Source organism: Microbacterium sp. STRO-2N (assembly GCF_057747775.1).
On record NZ_CM173223.1, the window covers coordinates 24,761 to 40,828 of the forward strand.

Annotated in this window: 12 protein-coding genes; 7 read left to right on the top strand and 5 right to left on the bottom strand. The window is 71.2% G+C overall.

What is annotated here, in order from left to right:
- Nucleotides 1–90: 90 nt before the first annotated feature.
- Nucleotides 91–1,173 carry a glycoside hydrolase family 183 protein gene (locus tag AC3ANN_RS00060; RefSeq protein WP_488338968.1) on the top strand — a complete coding sequence of 361 codons (1,083 nt, stop codon included), beginning with the start codon at nucleotides 91–93 and terminating at the stop codon, nucleotides 1,171–1,173.
- Between the two features lie 124 nt (nucleotides 1,174–1,297).
- On the opposite strand, the gene AC3ANN_RS00065 is transcribed toward AC3ANN_RS00060, so the two are convergent.
- The 3 genes from AC3ANN_RS00065 to AC3ANN_RS00075 are packed head-to-tail and all read right to left on the bottom strand — an operon-like array spanning nucleotide 1,298 to nucleotide 4,671.
- Nucleotides 1,298–2,911: a glycoside hydrolase family 183 protein gene (locus AC3ANN_RS00065; protein WP_488338969.1), complete on the bottom strand. Its 1,614-nt coding sequence runs from the start codon at nucleotides 2,909–2,911 to the stop codon at nucleotides 1,298–1,300.
- A gap of 8 nt (nucleotides 2,912–2,919) precedes the next feature.
- Nucleotides 2,920–3,507 (bottom strand): hypothetical protein, encoded by a 588-nt coding sequence (locus AC3ANN_RS00070; RefSeq protein WP_488338970.1) that lies wholly within the window; start codon nucleotides 3,505–3,507, stop codon nucleotides 2,920–2,922.
- A gap of 21 nt (nucleotides 3,508–3,528) precedes the next feature.
- On the bottom strand, nucleotides 3,529–4,671 hold the full coding sequence (locus AC3ANN_RS00075) for a glycoside hydrolase family 172 protein (RefSeq protein ID WP_488338971.1): 1,143 nt from the start codon (nucleotides 4,669–4,671) through the stop codon (nucleotides 3,529–3,531).
- Nucleotides 4,672–4,792: 121 nt separating this feature from the next.
- Here AC3ANN_RS00075 and AC3ANN_RS00080 point away from each other — a divergent pair, with 121 nt between their 5' ends.
- From AC3ANN_RS00080 to AC3ANN_RS00105, 6 genes are all read left to right on the top strand, one after another.
- Complete coding sequence (locus tag AC3ANN_RS00080) at nucleotides 4,793–5,782, top strand: LacI family DNA-binding transcriptional regulator (protein ID WP_488338972.1); 990 nt, start codon at nucleotides 4,793–4,795, stop codon at nucleotides 5,780–5,782.
- Between the two features lie 108 nt (nucleotides 5,783–5,890).
- A complete protein-coding gene (locus AC3ANN_RS00085) occupies nucleotides 5,891–7,408 on the top strand; it encodes an FGGY-family carbohydrate kinase (protein WP_488338973.1) in 1,518 nt (505 codons plus the stop codon).
- A complete protein-coding gene (locus AC3ANN_RS00090) occupies nucleotides 7,405–9,957 on the top strand; it encodes a GH116 family glycosyl-hydrolase (protein ID WP_488338974.1) in 2,553 nt (850 codons plus the stop codon). Before AC3ANN_RS00085 ends, AC3ANN_RS00090 begins: the two co-directional genes overlap by 4 nt.
- Nucleotides 9,954–11,591, top strand: coding sequence for a fucose isomerase (locus AC3ANN_RS00095; RefSeq protein WP_488338975.1), 1,638 nt, complete (start codon nucleotides 9,954–9,956; stop codon nucleotides 11,589–11,591). Before AC3ANN_RS00090 ends, AC3ANN_RS00095 begins: the two co-directional genes overlap by 4 nt.
- 25 nt (nucleotides 11,592–11,616) lie before the next feature.
- Nucleotides 11,617–12,585, top strand: coding sequence for a hypothetical protein (locus AC3ANN_RS00100; protein ID WP_488338976.1), 969 nt, complete (start codon nucleotides 11,617–11,619; stop codon nucleotides 12,583–12,585).
- A gap of 60 nt (nucleotides 12,586–12,645) precedes the next feature.
- Entirely contained in the window at nucleotides 12,646–13,062 is a 417-nt protein-coding gene (locus tag AC3ANN_RS00105; RefSeq protein ID WP_488338977.1) for an MmcQ/YjbR family DNA-binding protein, read from the top strand.
- Nucleotide 13,063: 1 nt separating this feature from the next.
- Here AC3ANN_RS00105 and AC3ANN_RS00110 read toward each other — a convergent pair whose 3' ends face one another.
- Together AC3ANN_RS00110 and AC3ANN_RS00115 are read right to left on the bottom strand one after the other, a co-directional pair.
- Nucleotides 13,064–14,689 (bottom strand): amidohydrolase, encoded by a 1,626-nt coding sequence (locus tag AC3ANN_RS00110; protein ID WP_488338978.1) that lies wholly within the window; start codon nucleotides 14,687–14,689, stop codon nucleotides 13,064–13,066.
- Nucleotides 14,686–15,969 (bottom strand): MFS transporter, encoded by a 1,284-nt coding sequence (locus AC3ANN_RS00115; protein ID WP_488338979.1) that lies wholly within the window; start codon nucleotides 15,967–15,969, stop codon nucleotides 14,686–14,688. The genes AC3ANN_RS00110 and AC3ANN_RS00115 overlap by 4 nt, the downstream gene beginning before the upstream one ends.
- Between the last annotated feature and the right edge of the window lie 99 nt (nucleotides 15,970–16,068).

A 16,068-nucleotide genomic window follows, 5' to 3' on the forward strand; every position in this document is an offset into this window, starting at 1 on the left:
GCTCGCCTGAGCCGGCCGGCGGGTCCGACCTGAGCAATCCCCCGTCGGCGGGCATCGGCTCGTCGCATACACCGCGAGAGGAAGCAGTCAATGGAGACCACACCCCGCTTGACCCGCAGGACCCTGCTGCAGGGAGGCGTCGCGCTCGGCGCCGCCCTCGTCGCCTCGACGGCCGCGCCGGCTGCAGCCGCCGGCCCGCTGTCGGTCTCGAGGATCAAGGTCCTCGCCGGCACTCAGAGCCCCGTCCAGTACGGGATCGGCGCGACCGATCTCGGCATCCCCGCCCGCACCCCCGATGGTCGCATGCTCTTCATGTTCGGCGACACGTGGGCCGATGCCGTGGGCGGGTCGAACTGGCGCTCGCCGGTCGCCCTCTACTCGTCGACGACGAACGTCGCCGCGGGCGTCACCTTCAACGGGTGCGCAGGCGCCGGTGCCAACACCCAGGGCACAGCGCCGCAGCTCTGGTACTACCCGCACGACTGGTACTTCACGACGGTGATCCCGTCGGATGTCATCACGATCGGCTCGCGCATGTATCTGCACGCGATCGTCAACGGGCCGCAGTTCGGGGCGGTGCGGTGGACCGAGCTGTGGAAGTCCGACGACAACGGCGCGACGTGGCAGCACACCGGGCTGCAGTTCCCCGCCGACATGGCGGGCGGCCGTTTCCAGTGCATCACGTGGGGCGAAGGCAACGACGGCTACGTGTACATCTACGGCACCGGCTTCCAGCGCGACAAGGGCATCGTGCTCTACCGCGTGCCCTCCAACAACATGACCTCGCTCTCGGCCTACCAGGCGTGGGGCTGGGACGGCTCATGGGGGTGGGGCAAGCCGGTCGCCGAGGTGCTGCCCGGGTCCTTCGGCGAGATGTGCCTGCGTCCCCTCGGCGGCAAGTGGATCCTGGTGTGGTTCAACGCCGCGGCCTACCGCATCGACGCGATGGTCCTGAACACGCCCACCGACAACCTCCACACGGCGGCCAAGACGACGCTGCTCACCGGCACGAACTGGGGGATGGAAGACGCCTCGCACGTCGCACAGCTGTACGGCGGTTACATCATCCCCGGATCGACGCTGTCGGACCTGCACCTCGTGGTGAGCCAGTGGAACACGTCGAACAACAGCGTCTATCACTCCGAGCAGTTCCGGATCCAGGGCCTGGTCTGACGCGCCCGCGCTGTCCCTCGGCCCCGCCGACCAGCCGCGCGAACCGTCGCAAATGGCCGCCTGAGGCCGCTCCCGGGCGGCCATTTGCGACGGTTCGGCGAGCAGCGGTGAAGCGGGGCGGGGTTCAGCCGAGGTCGGGTTCCGCGCGCCAGACCTCGAGCTCGGCGATCGATGTGTACCGCAGCGGGCCGCCGGGCGGGCCCACGAGCCGCACGCCGTCGGCGCACACCTCGGCGAAGTCGAAGACGTACTCTTCCTCTTCGAGCGCCGTGAAGTCGTTGCGATACGGCGGGGCGACGGATGCCTCGACCGCCGCCCACTCTCCGTCCACGCGCACCTCGATCCGCGGCCCGTCGGCGAACCAGCCGCCCATCGAGTCCTGCGGCCCGGGCACGTACACGATCCGATCGAAGCGCCGTGGCGAAGGCCACTGGTATCCCCACACGTCGTCGCCGGAGCCCGGCCCGCGGCTCGAGTCCTCGGCGAGGTCGCGGCGGCCGTCGTTGAGCACCGTCGTCTGTCCGTCGGCCGCCCGCGACACGAGCGGCCACGTGTCGGGTGACAGCGCGAGGTTGCCGTCGGCGTCCGGGGCGACGGCATCCGTTCCCGGATCGAAGCGCACGCGGCGCAGGCCGAACGTGTACGCTCGCCCGCCGCGCGATGCGGCGCCGTAGAACCAGTTGCTCTGCAGCCACAGGTCGCGCCCGTCGGCCGAGAGGAACTTCGACGGCATCGTCGGTGCGTAGCCGCCGTGGCTCGCGAGCGGAGACTGCGGACCCTGCCACGGGAAGTGGCCGTAGTCCGCGGAATGCAGGTGGCGCCACGGACCCCACGGCGCCGGCGCTTCGAAGAACTCGTGCGTGTACTCGCTCCACGACGAGTACAGGTAGCGCCCGAGCCCGGCATTCCACACGACGCCGCCCTGCGCGATCGTGGTGAAGCCCGCCCGGCCGCCGTACGGCGCCGGCTCGGGGTACATCACGCGGTCGTCGACGAGCACCGGGGACTTGTCGCCGATGTCGCGGCTCCAGCGCGGCATCCCGTCGCCGCCTCGTCCGGTGAAGAACTCCCACGTGGAACGGTCCTGAACGGATGCCGCGGGCACCCGCGCGAGGAACAGCGCGGTGGGATCCGGCACGATGCGCGTGAACGAGGTGCGCCAGTTCCCGTCGATGCCATACGCGTACACCCAGGGGCTGCCGCCGTTCGAGCGACCGAGGTCGAGGAACATCACGGTTGTGAAGACGTGGTCGACGAACAGCGGCTCGGCGGGCCACATCCACGTGCGGCCGTAGTCAGCGGAGCGCACCACGGTTGCGGTCGGCGCTTCGTCGAAGATCCCGGGCTCGTCGCCGCACCGGAGGTCCTGCACCGCGAGGTACAGCTCGTCATGCCCATCGCCGTCACCGTCGACCGCGACCATGCCGGTCGGCTTGCGGTTGAACCGCGGCGGGTCCCACGCCGGCGCGACCTCGTCGCCCGCCGCCAGGGGCACGCCCGCCAGTCCGGTCCGCGGCATCCCGTCGACGCGGCCGACGAGGATGTCGTGCCAGCCGTGGCGGCCGAATCCGGTGCCGTCTCCGGCCGCGGTGTAGAGCCCGTCGTCGTCTGCCCACGCCGACGGCCACAGGTCGCCATCGCCTTCGGCCCACACCGTGTTGGCCTGGTCCACGTGCGCGACGCGCAGGCGCAGGGGAGCGGCATCCGGATTCACCGGCACACCGTCGACGATTCGCACCGCGAGCGTCATCGGCGGGCCAGTTCTCGGTGAACCCACTCCTCGACGAGGCGAGCTGTCTGCGCAGGCGTCAGCAGGTCGTTCTCGATGATCTCCGCATGCCACCGCGTGTCGCCGGGCGGCCAGTCCGCCCACCGCGACCACTGCATCGGCACGCTGCTCGGAACGCGGATCACCTCGGGTGCATGCGTGGGGTCGAGAGTGTGCGCACGGAACCACTCGCCGAACCTGTTGTGATGCACGATCGTGGCAGGGTCCTCGCCGCGGCGCAGCAGGCGCTCACGGCGCACGTCAGGGGAGCAGTGCAGCAGGCACACCTCGACGCGCTGGAGCCGATCGGCCGACGGCGCCGCCAAGAACTCACCCATCGGCACCTGGCCACACAGCAGCATGTGGGTGCCATCGGACTGTGCTTCCAGGGCGCGGCCGACCCAGTGCTCGATGGCAGCGTGCCGCCAGGCCGTATTCGCTCCGTCGGGCACCCCGATCGAATCGAACTCGAAGCACTCCACCTCTGAGTCCCACTCGACGTCCTTCAGGTGCGCGAGCGCTGCTGACTTGCCCGCACCGCTCGCCCCCGTCAGCAGGAACAGCATGCGACTGCTTGTGTCACGGCCTCAGTCCTGCGGTGCGCGCGGGGGAGTGGCGCCGATGTCGGGCACCGGGGCGGTGCCTAGGTGCACCTCCAGGTCGTCGGCCGTCGGCGTCTTCGGGCGGCGCGCGGTCGGCCGGTCGAGGTAGAACATCGCGGTCGACGCGATGTCGTCGCGCAGCGGCAGGTAACGCCAGCCGCTCCGCCAGCCGAGGGCCTGGATGTCGACCTTCGGAATGCCGGTGGCGAAGAAGATCGGGTCGAGCAGGTGCCAGCGGTACATGCCGAACCGCTGCTGGCTGACATACAGCCCGTCGGGCCGGATCACCTGCGGCATGCCGAGGTAGGGCGTCGAGAACTCGGTGTAGCCCTTGCCGGGGATGTCGAAGTTCCATGCGCCGCCGAAGTAGTCCTCGGTGCCCGTGCCGCAGATCGTCGGGTAGTCGGTGTCGTCGTCGAGGTAGAACTTGATCTCTCCCTCGCCCCACCAGCCGTTGGAGTTGACGCCCCACGCGATGTAGGTGCCGACGTACTGCCCCTGGCCCTCGATGCCCTCGAGGATCGTGTGCGGCACCAGCTCTTCCAGCGGGTTGGAGCGGCGCCACTGCGCGTGGAAGTACCCGTCGCGCGAGTAGTCGCCGCCGATCTCGTACGTCACCTGGTAGTACACGCGCACGTCGACGACCGACGTGTTCTCGACCGTGAGACGCGCGCCCGAGCGGAACGGCATCGGCCAGTACGAGTTGAACCCGCCGTGCGGGTTGGCGGCGATCGTCTGCGAGTTCACCTGGGCGAAGACGCCCCAGCCGTTGCAGAAGAAGTCGCCGTACGGCACCTCGACGGCAGGCTCGTCCGAGCCGTCCCAGTAGGCCCGCAGGATCAGGGTGCGCCAGTTGTCGGTGTGCGTCGTGATCCAGATGTGGGTGATCTTGCCGGGGCCTTCGATGTTCGCGAGGTCGAAGGTCTCACCCGCCTTGATGTCGACGCTGGGTGAGATCTTCCACCCCGGTCCGAGGTCGCGGGCGCAGGACGCACCGGTCCCCTCGGTCGCGCGGCCGCCTCCTCCGACGGCACCGTCGAAGTTCTCCGGCGAGATCGAACGCGTCTGCAGCGGACGCAGGCCGGCGATCGACGAGAGGTCCGGGGAAGGAAACTGAGGGGAGGTCATCGGGAAGGCACATCCTCGTGTCGGCACGCCGGAAGAAGGCGCGCTTCTGGAATCGATTTCAACACTGTATTGTTGGCTGACCGGCATGTCAACGAGGCCGGGCGCGCAGGAGCGAGGTGCCATGGCCACGATCTACGAGGTCGCGAAGCTGGCCGGCGTGTCTCCTGCGACGGTCTCGCGGGTGTTCAACGGCATGGGCGTCTCGGACGAGAAGGCGCTCGCGGTGCGCGATGCCGCGCGCACCCTGAAGTTCACCCCGAACCGCACCGCGCGGACGCTCCGCAAGCAGGCGTCCGAGGTGATCGCGCTCGTCATCCCCGACATCGAGAACCCGTACTTCACCGAGATGGCGCGGGGCGTCGAGGATGTCGCGTCCCAGGCTGGCTACTCGGTCGTGCTGTGCAACACCGACTCGCAGATCGAGAAGGAGGCCACGTACCTCCAGATCGCGATCTCTGAGCACATGGCCGGCGTGATCCTCGCCGCCGCGTCCGACCACACGAACCTCGACGACCTCATGGCGATCGGCCGCCCGGTCGTGGCGGTCGACCGCAGCACGGGCTACGACATCGACGGCGTCGTGATGTCCAATCGCACCGCGGGCCAGGCGGCGACGGAGAACCTGGTGCAGTCGGGCTACCGCCGCATCGCGTGCATCACGGGGCCCCAGCACATCGAGACCGCGTACGAGCGCGCGCAGGGCTGGCGCGCGGTGCTGGCACGGCACTTCCCCGACGCCGATCCCGACGAGCTGCTGCGCTACTCGACGTTCCGCGTCGATGGCGGCCGCGAGGTCATGGAGGAGCTGCTGGCGCTTCCCGACCCGCCCGACGCCGTCGTCGCCGGCAACAACCTCCTCGGCGTAGGCGCCATCCAGGTGCTCACCGAGCACGGGCTCACGCCGCCCAAGATCGGCGTCGCGGTGGTCGGCTCCCTGCCCTTCACAACCCTCTCCCCCACGGCGGTGACAGTCGTCCGCCTGCCCGCCCGGCACATGGGCGTGACCGCGGCCAAGATGCTCCTCGAGCGCATCAACGGCGACGACCAGCCGGCACGCACCGTCGTGCTGCGCAACGAGGTGCAGCCCGCGCGCGCTTCGTCGCGGGTCTGATCCGGGCGCTCCGGTTTCAGCCCGAGTCCCGTTTCGCTCGGTTGATCATGAAATCGATTTCGTCTAGAGTGAACGCGTTCGTCAGCCCGTCATGGTCGAGGAGGATCGATGACCGTCGTATGCACGCTCGGTGTCGACATCGGCACGTCCAGCAGCAAGGGCGTGCTCGTCGACGAGTCCGGTCGCATCCTCGCGACCGCGACCGTCGCGCATGACGTTTCGCGTCCCAAGCCGGGATTCGTCGAGATGGACGCACGCGTGTGGTGGGACGAGTTCGTCCAGCTCACCCGCGAGCTGCTGCTGGCGGCCGGCGCCGAGGGCATCGAGCCCGAGATCGCCGCGGTCGGCGTGAGCGGCATGGGTCCGTGCGTCCTGCTCGCCGACGAGCATGACGAACCCGTGCGGCCCGCGATCCTGTACGGCGTCGACATGCGCACCGGCGCGCAGATCGAGCGCATGAACGCCGAGCTCGGCATCGACGAGATCACACGCGTCGGCGGCTCGATGCTGACGTCCCAGGCCGCCGGCCCCAAGATCCAGTGGATCGCCGACGAAGAGCCCGAGGCCTATGCGCGGGCGCGCCGACTGTTCATGCCGGCGTCGTGGCTCGCGCGCCGCCTCACCGGCTCCTACGTGCTCGACCATCAGTCCGCGAGCCAGGTGTCGCCTCTGTACGACGTCGAGGCAGGTGCGTGGCACGAGCCGTGGTGGCGGCGGTTCGCGCCCGGCATCGAGGCTCCGCCGCTCGCGTGGGCCGGCGACATCGCCGGTGGGGTGACGGATGCCGCGGCCGCCGTCACCGGGATCGCAGCCGGCACGCCGGTCATCGTGGGGACCGTCGACGCCTGGACCGAGGCGGTGAGCGTCGGGGCGCACGAGGACGGCGATCTCATGCTGATGTACGGCACGACGATGTTTCTCGTCGCGACCGGCACACAGACGCTGCGCACGCCCTCGATGTGGACCACGGTGGGAGCCTTCCCCGGCACGCGCAACCTCGCCGGGGGCCTGGCGACCTCCGGCGCGCTGACCGCGTGGCTGCGCGACCTCACCGGTGCCGACTACCCGGCGCTCCTCGCCGAGGCCGAGCGATCGGGTCCCGGCGCGCGGGGGCTGCTCTTGCTGCCCTACTTCGCCGGCGAGCGGACCCCGATCCTCGACCCCGACGCGCGCGGCGTGATCGCGGGCCTCACGCTCGACCACACCCGCGGCGACCTGTACCGCGCCGCGCTCGAGGCCACCGCGCTCGGCGTGCGCCACAACGTCGAGACGATGCGGGCCGCGGGTGCCGACATCCGCCGGATCGTCGCGGTCGGCGGCGGGACGCAGGGCTCGCTGTGGCTGCAGGTGGTGTCGGACGCCACCGGCCTCGTGCAAGAGGTCCCGCGCACGACGATCGGCGCGAGCTACGGCGCGGCCTTCCTCGCCGCGAGCGCGGTGTCGGCAGACCCTCCGAACATCGGCGACTGGAACCCCATCGAGACCGTGGTGCGCCCCGACCCCGACACGACCGGACTCTACGACGAGCTGTTCAAGCGGTACGCCCGTCTCTACGAGGCCACGAAGCCGATCGTCCACGAGCTCGCGGCGGATCGGCGCCGGGCGCCGCAGGCGGTCACGGCATGATGCGCCGGGCACGCGGCATCCCGCACACCGCCGAGCGCGCGGCCTTCCCGCTGGGCGGGATCGGAACGGGCAACGTCTCGCTCGGCGCGCGCGGCGAGCTGCGCGACTGGGAGCTCGAGAACCTTCCCGATAAAGGGCGCGTCAACCCCTACTCGTTCTTCGCGATCCACGCCGCGCCCGAGGGCGGGCAGGCCGTGACCCGCGTCCTCGAGGCGCAGCTCACCGGGCGCCGTGACTGGGACGCCGGCTACCCGTTCGAGCGGCAGGCGGGACTCCCTCGCCTGCGCGGCGCGACGATGCACGGCGAGTACCCCGTCGTCGACATCGACTTCGACGACGACGTGCTCCCGGTCACGGTGTCGCTGCGGGCGTTCACCCCGCTCGTGCCGCTCGACCCCGATGCGTCGGGCATTCCCGCGGCAGTCCTTCGCTATCGCGTGACCAATCCCGGCATGAGCCCGGTCCGCGCGACGGTCGTCGGCAGCATGAGCCACACCGCCGGGCGCGGCGACGGCCCGTTCGGCATGCGGGCGCAGCAGACCGTGCGCTGGCGCGACGAGGACGGGGTGCGGGGCCTGGATTTCGGCATCCGTCTTCCCGAAAGCGATCTGGGCTACGGCACCCTGAGTCTGACGACGACGGATGCCTCGACCACCGTCAAGCCGCAATGGGTCACCGGCTTCTGGCCCGACGGGCCGCGGCTGTTCTGGAACGATCTCTCCGCCGACGGGCTGCTCAATCCCGAGCCGCGGCTCACGCTCGAGGATCGCCCGCGTGGGCTCTTCGCGGACTCGGCCGCCGAGACGGCGATGACCGAGGAGGAGCTTTTCGACAAGCTGCCGCGGCTGCGCACCGGGTCGCTCGGCATCGTCCATGAGCTCGCGCCGGGCGAGAGCCGCGACTTCGAGTTCGTGCTGGCGTGGAGCTTCCCGAACCGCCACCGCTCGTGGCGCGGGCACATCGTGGCCGACGCGCGCACTCCGGACGAAGGGGTCATGCGCAACCACTACGCGACGCTGTGGTCCGACGCGTGGGCCGCGGCATCCCAGCTGCATCGTGAGCTCCCGTCGCTCGAGGCGGCGACGCTCGCGTTCGTCGACGCGCTGTACGGCGGCTCGCTCGACCCCGTGATCGCAGACGCCGTGGGGGCGAACGTCGCCGCGGTGCGCTCCACCACCGCCTTCGTCGTCGACAGTCCGAACCCGGCGCTCGGCGAAGGGCCCGTGTTCGCGGCATGGGAGGGATCGTTCGACCATGCCGGATCGTGCGAGGGCACGTGCACGCACGTGTGGTCGTACGCGCAGACGGTGGCATGGCTCTTCCCCTCGCTCGAGCGCAGCGCACGGCGCGCGGAGTTCCTGCTCGAGACCGACGAGGCCGGCGCGCAGAAGTTCCGCGGCAATCGGGTGTTCGGCGGCGAGGCGTGGTTCATGGGCCCCGCCGTGGACGGGCAGCTCGGCACCTTCCTGCGGCTGCATCGGGAGTGGCGCTTCTCGGGTGACGACGACTTCCTTCGCGAGTCGTGGCCGGCCGCCGTACGCACGCTCGAATACGCGATCCGCGAGTGGGACCGCGACGGCGACGGGCTCCTCGACGGCGAGCTGCACAACACCTACGACATCGAGTTCCACGGGATCGACCCGCTCGCGAACGGCATGTTCGCGGCGGCGCTCCGGGCGGGCGCGCGCATGGCGGCGCATCTCGGTGACGCCGAACGCGCGGCGGACTGGCTCGACCGCGCCGACGTGGTCGCACGTGGCATGGACGACGTGCTGTGGAACGGCCAGTTCTACCGTCAGGTGATCGACGACGTCGACGCGCACCGCTACCAGTACGGCGAAGGCGTGCTGTCGGACCAGCTGCTCGGCCAGTTCCACGCGTGGATCAACGGCCTGGGCGACCTGCTGCCGCGCGAGCGGCTGCGTCGCGCACTCGGCGCGATCGTGACGCACAACCACCGCGCCGACCTCACCGCCCACGAGAGCACGCAGCGCGTCTACGCGCTGAACGACGAGGGCGGCCTGCTGCTCGCGTCGTGGCCGCTCGGCGGACGCCCGGCGATCCCGTTCGTCTACTCCGACGAGGTGTGGACGGGCGTCGAGCATCAGGTCGCGGCATCCCTCGCCTACGCCGGCATGGCCGATGAGGCCCTCGAGCTCGAGCGCACGCTGCGTGCCCGCTACGACGGCACGACCCGGAGCCCGTGGAACGAGATCGAATGCGGCAACCACTACGCCCGGTCGCTCGCCTCGTGGGCGCTGCTGCTCGCGTTCACCGGCGCGCAGTGGGACGCGCCGACCCGCACCCTCTCGTTCGACCCGGTCGACGCGGAGCCCGTGCGCGCCCTCTTCACGACGGGCGACGCGTGGGGCCGTGTCGAGATCGACGGTCACGACCTCACGCTGCACGTCGACGCCGGTCGCCTCGCCCTGGACCGTCTCGTGCTGCGCGGACGCACGGCATCCGGCCCCCTTGTCATCGCGGCGGGCGAGAGCATCACCCGCACCGCCGCACCCGCTTCAGACCCCTCACCACAGGAGACCTCATGACCACCTACACGCTTCCCGCGCCGCGCGAACAGCTCACCACCCCGCCGAAGACCGCGTACCTCATCGCGTCCGGCGACCTGCGCGAGTCCGCGAACGCGGCCGGCTGGCCGACCCAGGTCGAGCTCGAGGCCGCGGTCACGCGCGTGCTCGGCGAGCTCGGCTGGAGCGTGATCCGCGCCAACGACGTCGACCCCGAGACCGGGCACGGCTTCATCTCGAGCCAGCGCATGGGCCTCGAGGTGTTCCAGACCATCCCCGCCGACGCGCCGCTCATCGTCGCCGAAGCGGTGTGGCAGTACTCGCACCATGTGCTCGCGGGGCTCCGCACGCATCGGGGCCCGATCGTGACCGTCGCGAACTTCGCGGGCGACTGGCCGGGGCTCGTCGGCCTGCTGGGGCTCAACGCGGGCCTGACGAAGATGGGCAAGGACTACGCCACGATCTGGTCGGTCGACTTCACCGACGACTGGTTCACCGCGGGGCTGAAGGAGTGGACCGAGACCGGCCGCATCACGCATGACGCCTCGCATGTGCGTGCCCTTCCCGCCCTGCCCGACACGCCTGAGGTGGAGCTCGGGCGGGCGCTGGGCGACCAGCTGCTCGCAGAGAAGGCCATCATCGGCGTGTTCGACGAGGGCTGCATGGGCATGTACAACGCCATCTTCGACGACGAGCTGCTCAACCGGACGGGCATCTACAAGGAGCGGCTGAGCCAGTCGGCGCTCTACGCCGAGATGCTGACGGTGACGGATGCCGAGGCCGACGCCGCCCGCGACTGGCTGACCGACCGCGGCATGACGTTCCGCTTCGGCACCGACGAGACGACCGAGCTGACCGAGGGTCAGGTGCGCTGGCAGATGAAGATGTACATCGCCGCGCTGCGCATCGCCGACGACTTCGGGCTCGACGCCGTCGGGATCCAGTACCAGCAGGGCCTGAAGGATCTGGTCCCGGCATCCGACCTCGCCGAAGGCATGCTCAACTCGACCGACCGCCCGCCGGTGTTCTCGCGCGACGGCGAGCGCGAGCTGTTCGCGGGCCGGGCGTTCCCGCACTTCAACGAGGCCGACGAGGGCGTCGCGGTCGATGCGCTCGTCACCGACCGCGTGTGGACGGCGATGGGGCTGCTCCCCGACAACACGCTGCACGACGTGCGGTGGGGCGAGGACTACGACGGCCGGTTCGTGTGGGTGTACGAGATCTCGGGCTCGGTGCCCGCGTCGCACCTCGGCGGCTGGGACAAGGCCGAGGGCTGGCGACAGCACCCGGTGTTCTTCCCCGCCGGCGGTTCGACGATCAACGGCGTCTCGAAACCCGGCGAGATCGTGCTCTCGCGTGTGTTCATCGCCGACGGCATCCTGCAGGCCGACATCTTCCGGGGCAGCGTCATCGAACTGCCGGACGAGGAGACGCAGCGCCGCAAGGACGCCACCAACCCGGAGTGGCCGATCGCTCACGTCGTGCTGCACGACATCAGCCGCGACCAGTTCATGGCCCGCCACAAGGCGAACCACGCCCAGCTCGTCTACGCCCCCGACGCCGAGACCGCCGACAAGGCTCTCGTCGCCAAGGCCGCGATGCTCGACCGCATGGGCATCAAGGTCAACCTCGTCGGGCGCGTCAACGGGCTCTGACCCCGCGGATCGGAGAGGGAGAGACGTGCCTACGGACCCGGAAGGCCGTGAGTGGGTCGAGGCCGTCGTGGACGGGCGCTGGCTGCGGCCGGCGCCCGGAGACGGCGCGCGCGAGCCGCGCTGGGGTCACCCGCACGGGATGCAGCTCGGGCTGCACCCGCTGCGAGGACCCCGCGGGCTGCTGAGGATCTTCACGCCGTACCTCGGCCAGCCGCGGGAGCGGCTGCTCAACTTCATCGCCGTCGAGCCGATCCCGGTCGGCGCGACCGAGCGCGGGTACTCCGAGCTCGAGCGGAGCCGCCTCGACGATGCGTCGGGCCTGCGGATGTGGACGGCCGAGGACGCCGCCGACGCCACGCCCCGCGACCCGCGGGATCCCGCGCGAGGCACGGTCGCCGTCGTCGACGGCGTCGAGACGCTGACCGTGGACGTGCTGGTCGAGCCGTTCGCCAATCGCGCCGACGTGTGGGTGAGGGTGGTGTTCCGCGCCGATCGGCCGCACGAGGTGTCGGTGGCGGCGTACCGCCGCGACGCGTCGGCCGAGCTGGAGGCGTGCGTGCTCACGGCCACGATGGGCAACTGGGCGCGGCTGCGCACCCTGCACCTCGCGGGGCGCCGCGAGGCGACCGCGGGCGAGCTGTGGCCCGACTACCGCGACATCCACTTCGCCGAGCACGCCGTGTTCGGCGTGGACGACCTCGTGCGTGACGGCGACGAGGTGGTCGTCTCGGCGACCCCCGACGAGGCCGAGCCGCACCGCGCCGCGTACGCGCCCGGCACCAAGGAGCACTGGCACTACGTCGGCGACCGGGCCGTGCAGACGTGGCGGGCTGCGGAACCCGAACCGCGGCTCGTCGCACAGGTCAACGGCAGGCACACCTACTGGATGAGCGAGGCGGCGATCCCCGGCGGCATCGCGTTCGAGAACTTCGAGCTCGTCGAGCCGTTCCGCCAGGGACGCGCCTTCACCTTCCAGGTCGAGCCGCTGACCTGAGCCCGGCGGACGGATGCGGCACCCCTCGCCCCCGGACGCATTCCAGCGCATGATGGGTCCGTGGCGAGTCTCGACGACGTGCGCGCCATCGCGATGGGCTTTCCCGGGGTGACCGAGCGCACCGACGGGCACCGCGGCGGTGCGAGCTGGCGCATGCCCTCGGGCGCGTTCGTGTGGCAGCGCGGGCCGAGTCGCCGCGACCTCGACCAGCTCGCGGCGCTCGGGCGCGAGTGGCCGGCGGGCGTGGTGATCGGCGTGCGCACCGACGGGCTGACGGTCAAGGAGGCGCTCGTCGAGACCTACCCCGACGTCTTCTTCACGATCCCGCACTTCGACGGGTATCCGGCGGTGCTGCTGCGTCTCGACGCGATCGACCTCGATCATCTGCGCGAGGTGATCACCGACGCCTGGCTGCTCAAGGTCGGCAAGCGCGCCGGGCAGGAGTGGCTGGCGGAGCACCCGCCCGCACCGGGGTGACTCAGACTTCGCCGGTGTCGTACTGCGCCTCGCCGGCGACCACCGTCCGAACGACGCGGGCCCGCAGCAGCGCCTCGGTGCCGGCCGTGAACGGATCCACGTCGACGATCGCGAAGTCGGCCGCCATACCCGCCTCGAGGCGGCCCCGCAGGTCCCCCTCGCCGACCGAGACCGCGGCATCCCTCGTCGCGTGCCCGAGCGCCTGCTCGAGCGGCAGCGCGTACTGCGGGTGCTGCGGCGCGAACGACGGATCGAGCGCGGAGCCGCGGGTCGCGGCGATGTACATGTTGGGCAGCGCCTCGTGCGGCGCCGTGGGAGCATCCGTCGAGAACGCCAGGAGCGCCCCCGCCGCGACATACTCGGGCCACGCGAACGCGCGCTCGACGCGTTCGTCGCCGAGCATCGCCGCCCAGTTGTCGAAGATCGCGGGGTCGGCGTGCACCGGCTGCATCGACGCGGTCACCCCGAGCCGCGACATCCGCTCGGCGGTTCCGGGCGCGGCGTACTCGAGGTGCTCGATGCGGTGACGGCGTTCGCGCGGCCCGTTGACGACGGCGGCGTGCTCGAGGGCATCGAGTGCGAGGTCGCTCGCGAGGTCGCCGATGGCGTGCAGGGCCACCTGCAGCCCGGCGGCGTCGGCCGCGGCGACGACGGGCTTGATGTCGTCGAGCGGCCAGATCGGGTCGGCGTTCGAGCCGTCGGCATACGGATGCCGCATCGCGGCCGTGCAGGCGTCGATCACGCCGTCGACCACCAGCTTGATCCCGGCGATCCGCAACCACGGCGACCGCACGCTCTGGGCGAGCTCGACCGCACGGGCGACCTGCGCGAGGTTGGCGGCCTCGTCACCGGTGTTCTCGATGAACCAGTGGGCCGCGACGCGCAGCGGGAGCCGGCCCCCGCGACGCGCGGCGGCGCGCTGGAACGCCGCGAGCCCGAGTTCGTCGAACGCCATGTCGACGACGCCCGTCACACCGGTCGCGAGATACGCGGCGAGCGTGCGCTCGACCGCCTCGTCGCGATCGGCGTCGCTCGTGGCATCCGCGAGGAACGCCCACGCGTGCGCCTGCGCCGCCGTCTCGTACAGCATGCCGTCGGGCCCCCCGACGGCATCGCGACCGATCCGGCCGCCGATCGGGTCGGAGGTGTCGCGCGTGATGCCGAGCTCGGCGAGGGCCGCCGAGTTCACCCAGCACGAGTGGTAGTCGTTCGCGTCGAGGTACACCGGCACGTCGGCGACGGCCGCATCGAGCATCGCGGCGGTCGGCGCGCCGCCGGGCACCGAGTCGAAGAGCCAGCCGCGGCCGAGCACCCGCGTCGCAGCCGGGTCGGCGGCGCGTGCGGCGCGCAGGCGAGCCTGAATCTCTTCGAGGGTCCGCGCGTCGGTGAGTCCGACGCGGCCGAGCGCCTCGCCCATCATGACGAGATGGGTATGGGCGTCGGTGAAGCCGGGGAGCAACAGGCGTCCGGCGAGGTCGACCGTCGCGGCATCCGGTCCCGCCGCGGCACGCGCCCGTGCCGCGTCGCCCGCGAAGACGACCTGGGCGCCGTCGGTCACGAGCGCCTCCGCCCACGGCTCTGCGCCCGCGGTGAAGATGCGGCCTCCGGTGAACAGCGTCGCGGTCATGCTCCGACCTCCTGCGCGGCGGCGCCGGCCCGGGCGCCGGTCGCGGTGAGAGCGGCGGCCGCGGCATCCTTCTCGACGCGCGTCGAGATCGTCGCGACGATCGCTGCCGGGATCGCGAGCACGAAGCTGGCCGCACCCAGCACGGCGACGAAGCCCTGGTAGCCGAACACCTCGACCAGCGCCGCGCCGATCACGGGCGTGAGCGCCGAGCCGACGAGATACACCGCGAGGAGCGGCCCCGACCAGCGGCCGTCGGCATCGAGCGCCGCCGACGTCGACACGAAGTACATGAAGGCGATCGCGTAGATGGTGTTCCACACGATGAACATCGTGATGAACGCGGTCTCGTCCGTCGCGAAGCCGAGCGCGATCTTGAGCGCGCCGCCGGCGACGAGGAGCACGACGAGCGGGACGGCGCGGCCGAGCCGGTTGCCGACGATCATGAGCAGCACCGATCCGACGAGGCCGCCGGCGGTCGCGCCGCTGAGCGCGAGGCCGAGCCCGGCGTCGGTGAGCCCGGCCTGCTCGGCGCCCATGACACCGGCCATCGCCCACAGCGAGTCCTCGCTCACGGCCCACAGGGCGAATGTGACGAGCAGCGCGAAGCCCGCGATCGTGACGGTCCGCGACGCGATGCGCGTGCGGACGCGCACAGTTCCGGTCGCGGGCACCTCGATCGGCATCGCCTCGGCGACGGCCGCGCCGGCCTGCGGATCGATCACAGGGGCGACCGGCAGCCAGCCGACCGCAACGAGGCCGATGAGGCAGAACAGCGCGAGCGACCCGAACACGTCGATCGGCGCGAGGCCGATCAGCGGCACGACGGCGAGCACGATGGTGATGACACCGCGGTTCGCGAGCCCGTTGAAGCCCGCGACGCGGTCGGGATTGCGGAAGGCCGCCAGGGCGGCGCCGGCGGCGGCGACCGCACCGCCGGCCCCGATGCCGCCGACGAGGAGCCCGGCGATCGCGACGGCGGGGACGGCGACGAGCGCCGCGGCGAGGAAGCCCGCGACGCCCGCCGCGAGACCCACCCGCGCCACGAGACGCCGGTGGCGGCCCGCGCACCACGGAGCCGTCGCGAGTCCCGTGACGGCGGTCGCGAGGAGGGTCGCGGTGACGATCCAGCTCGCAGTGAGGACGTCGGCGCCGAAGCCCTCCTGCAGCGCCGTGATCATGTAGGGGGAGAGATTGACGCCGAGATACCCGGCGATGCCGATCGCGAAGGTCGCTGCGCCGGTGGGGACGCGGAGGGGAACCCGTGCTTCGAGGTCATTCATGCGTGTGTCTTCCTGTCGTTCGAGCACGACGGTGTGCGAAATCGGCCCCGTGGCCGATTAAACGAACGGTATTCGTTTATTGTTGCAGGAAGATGTCGG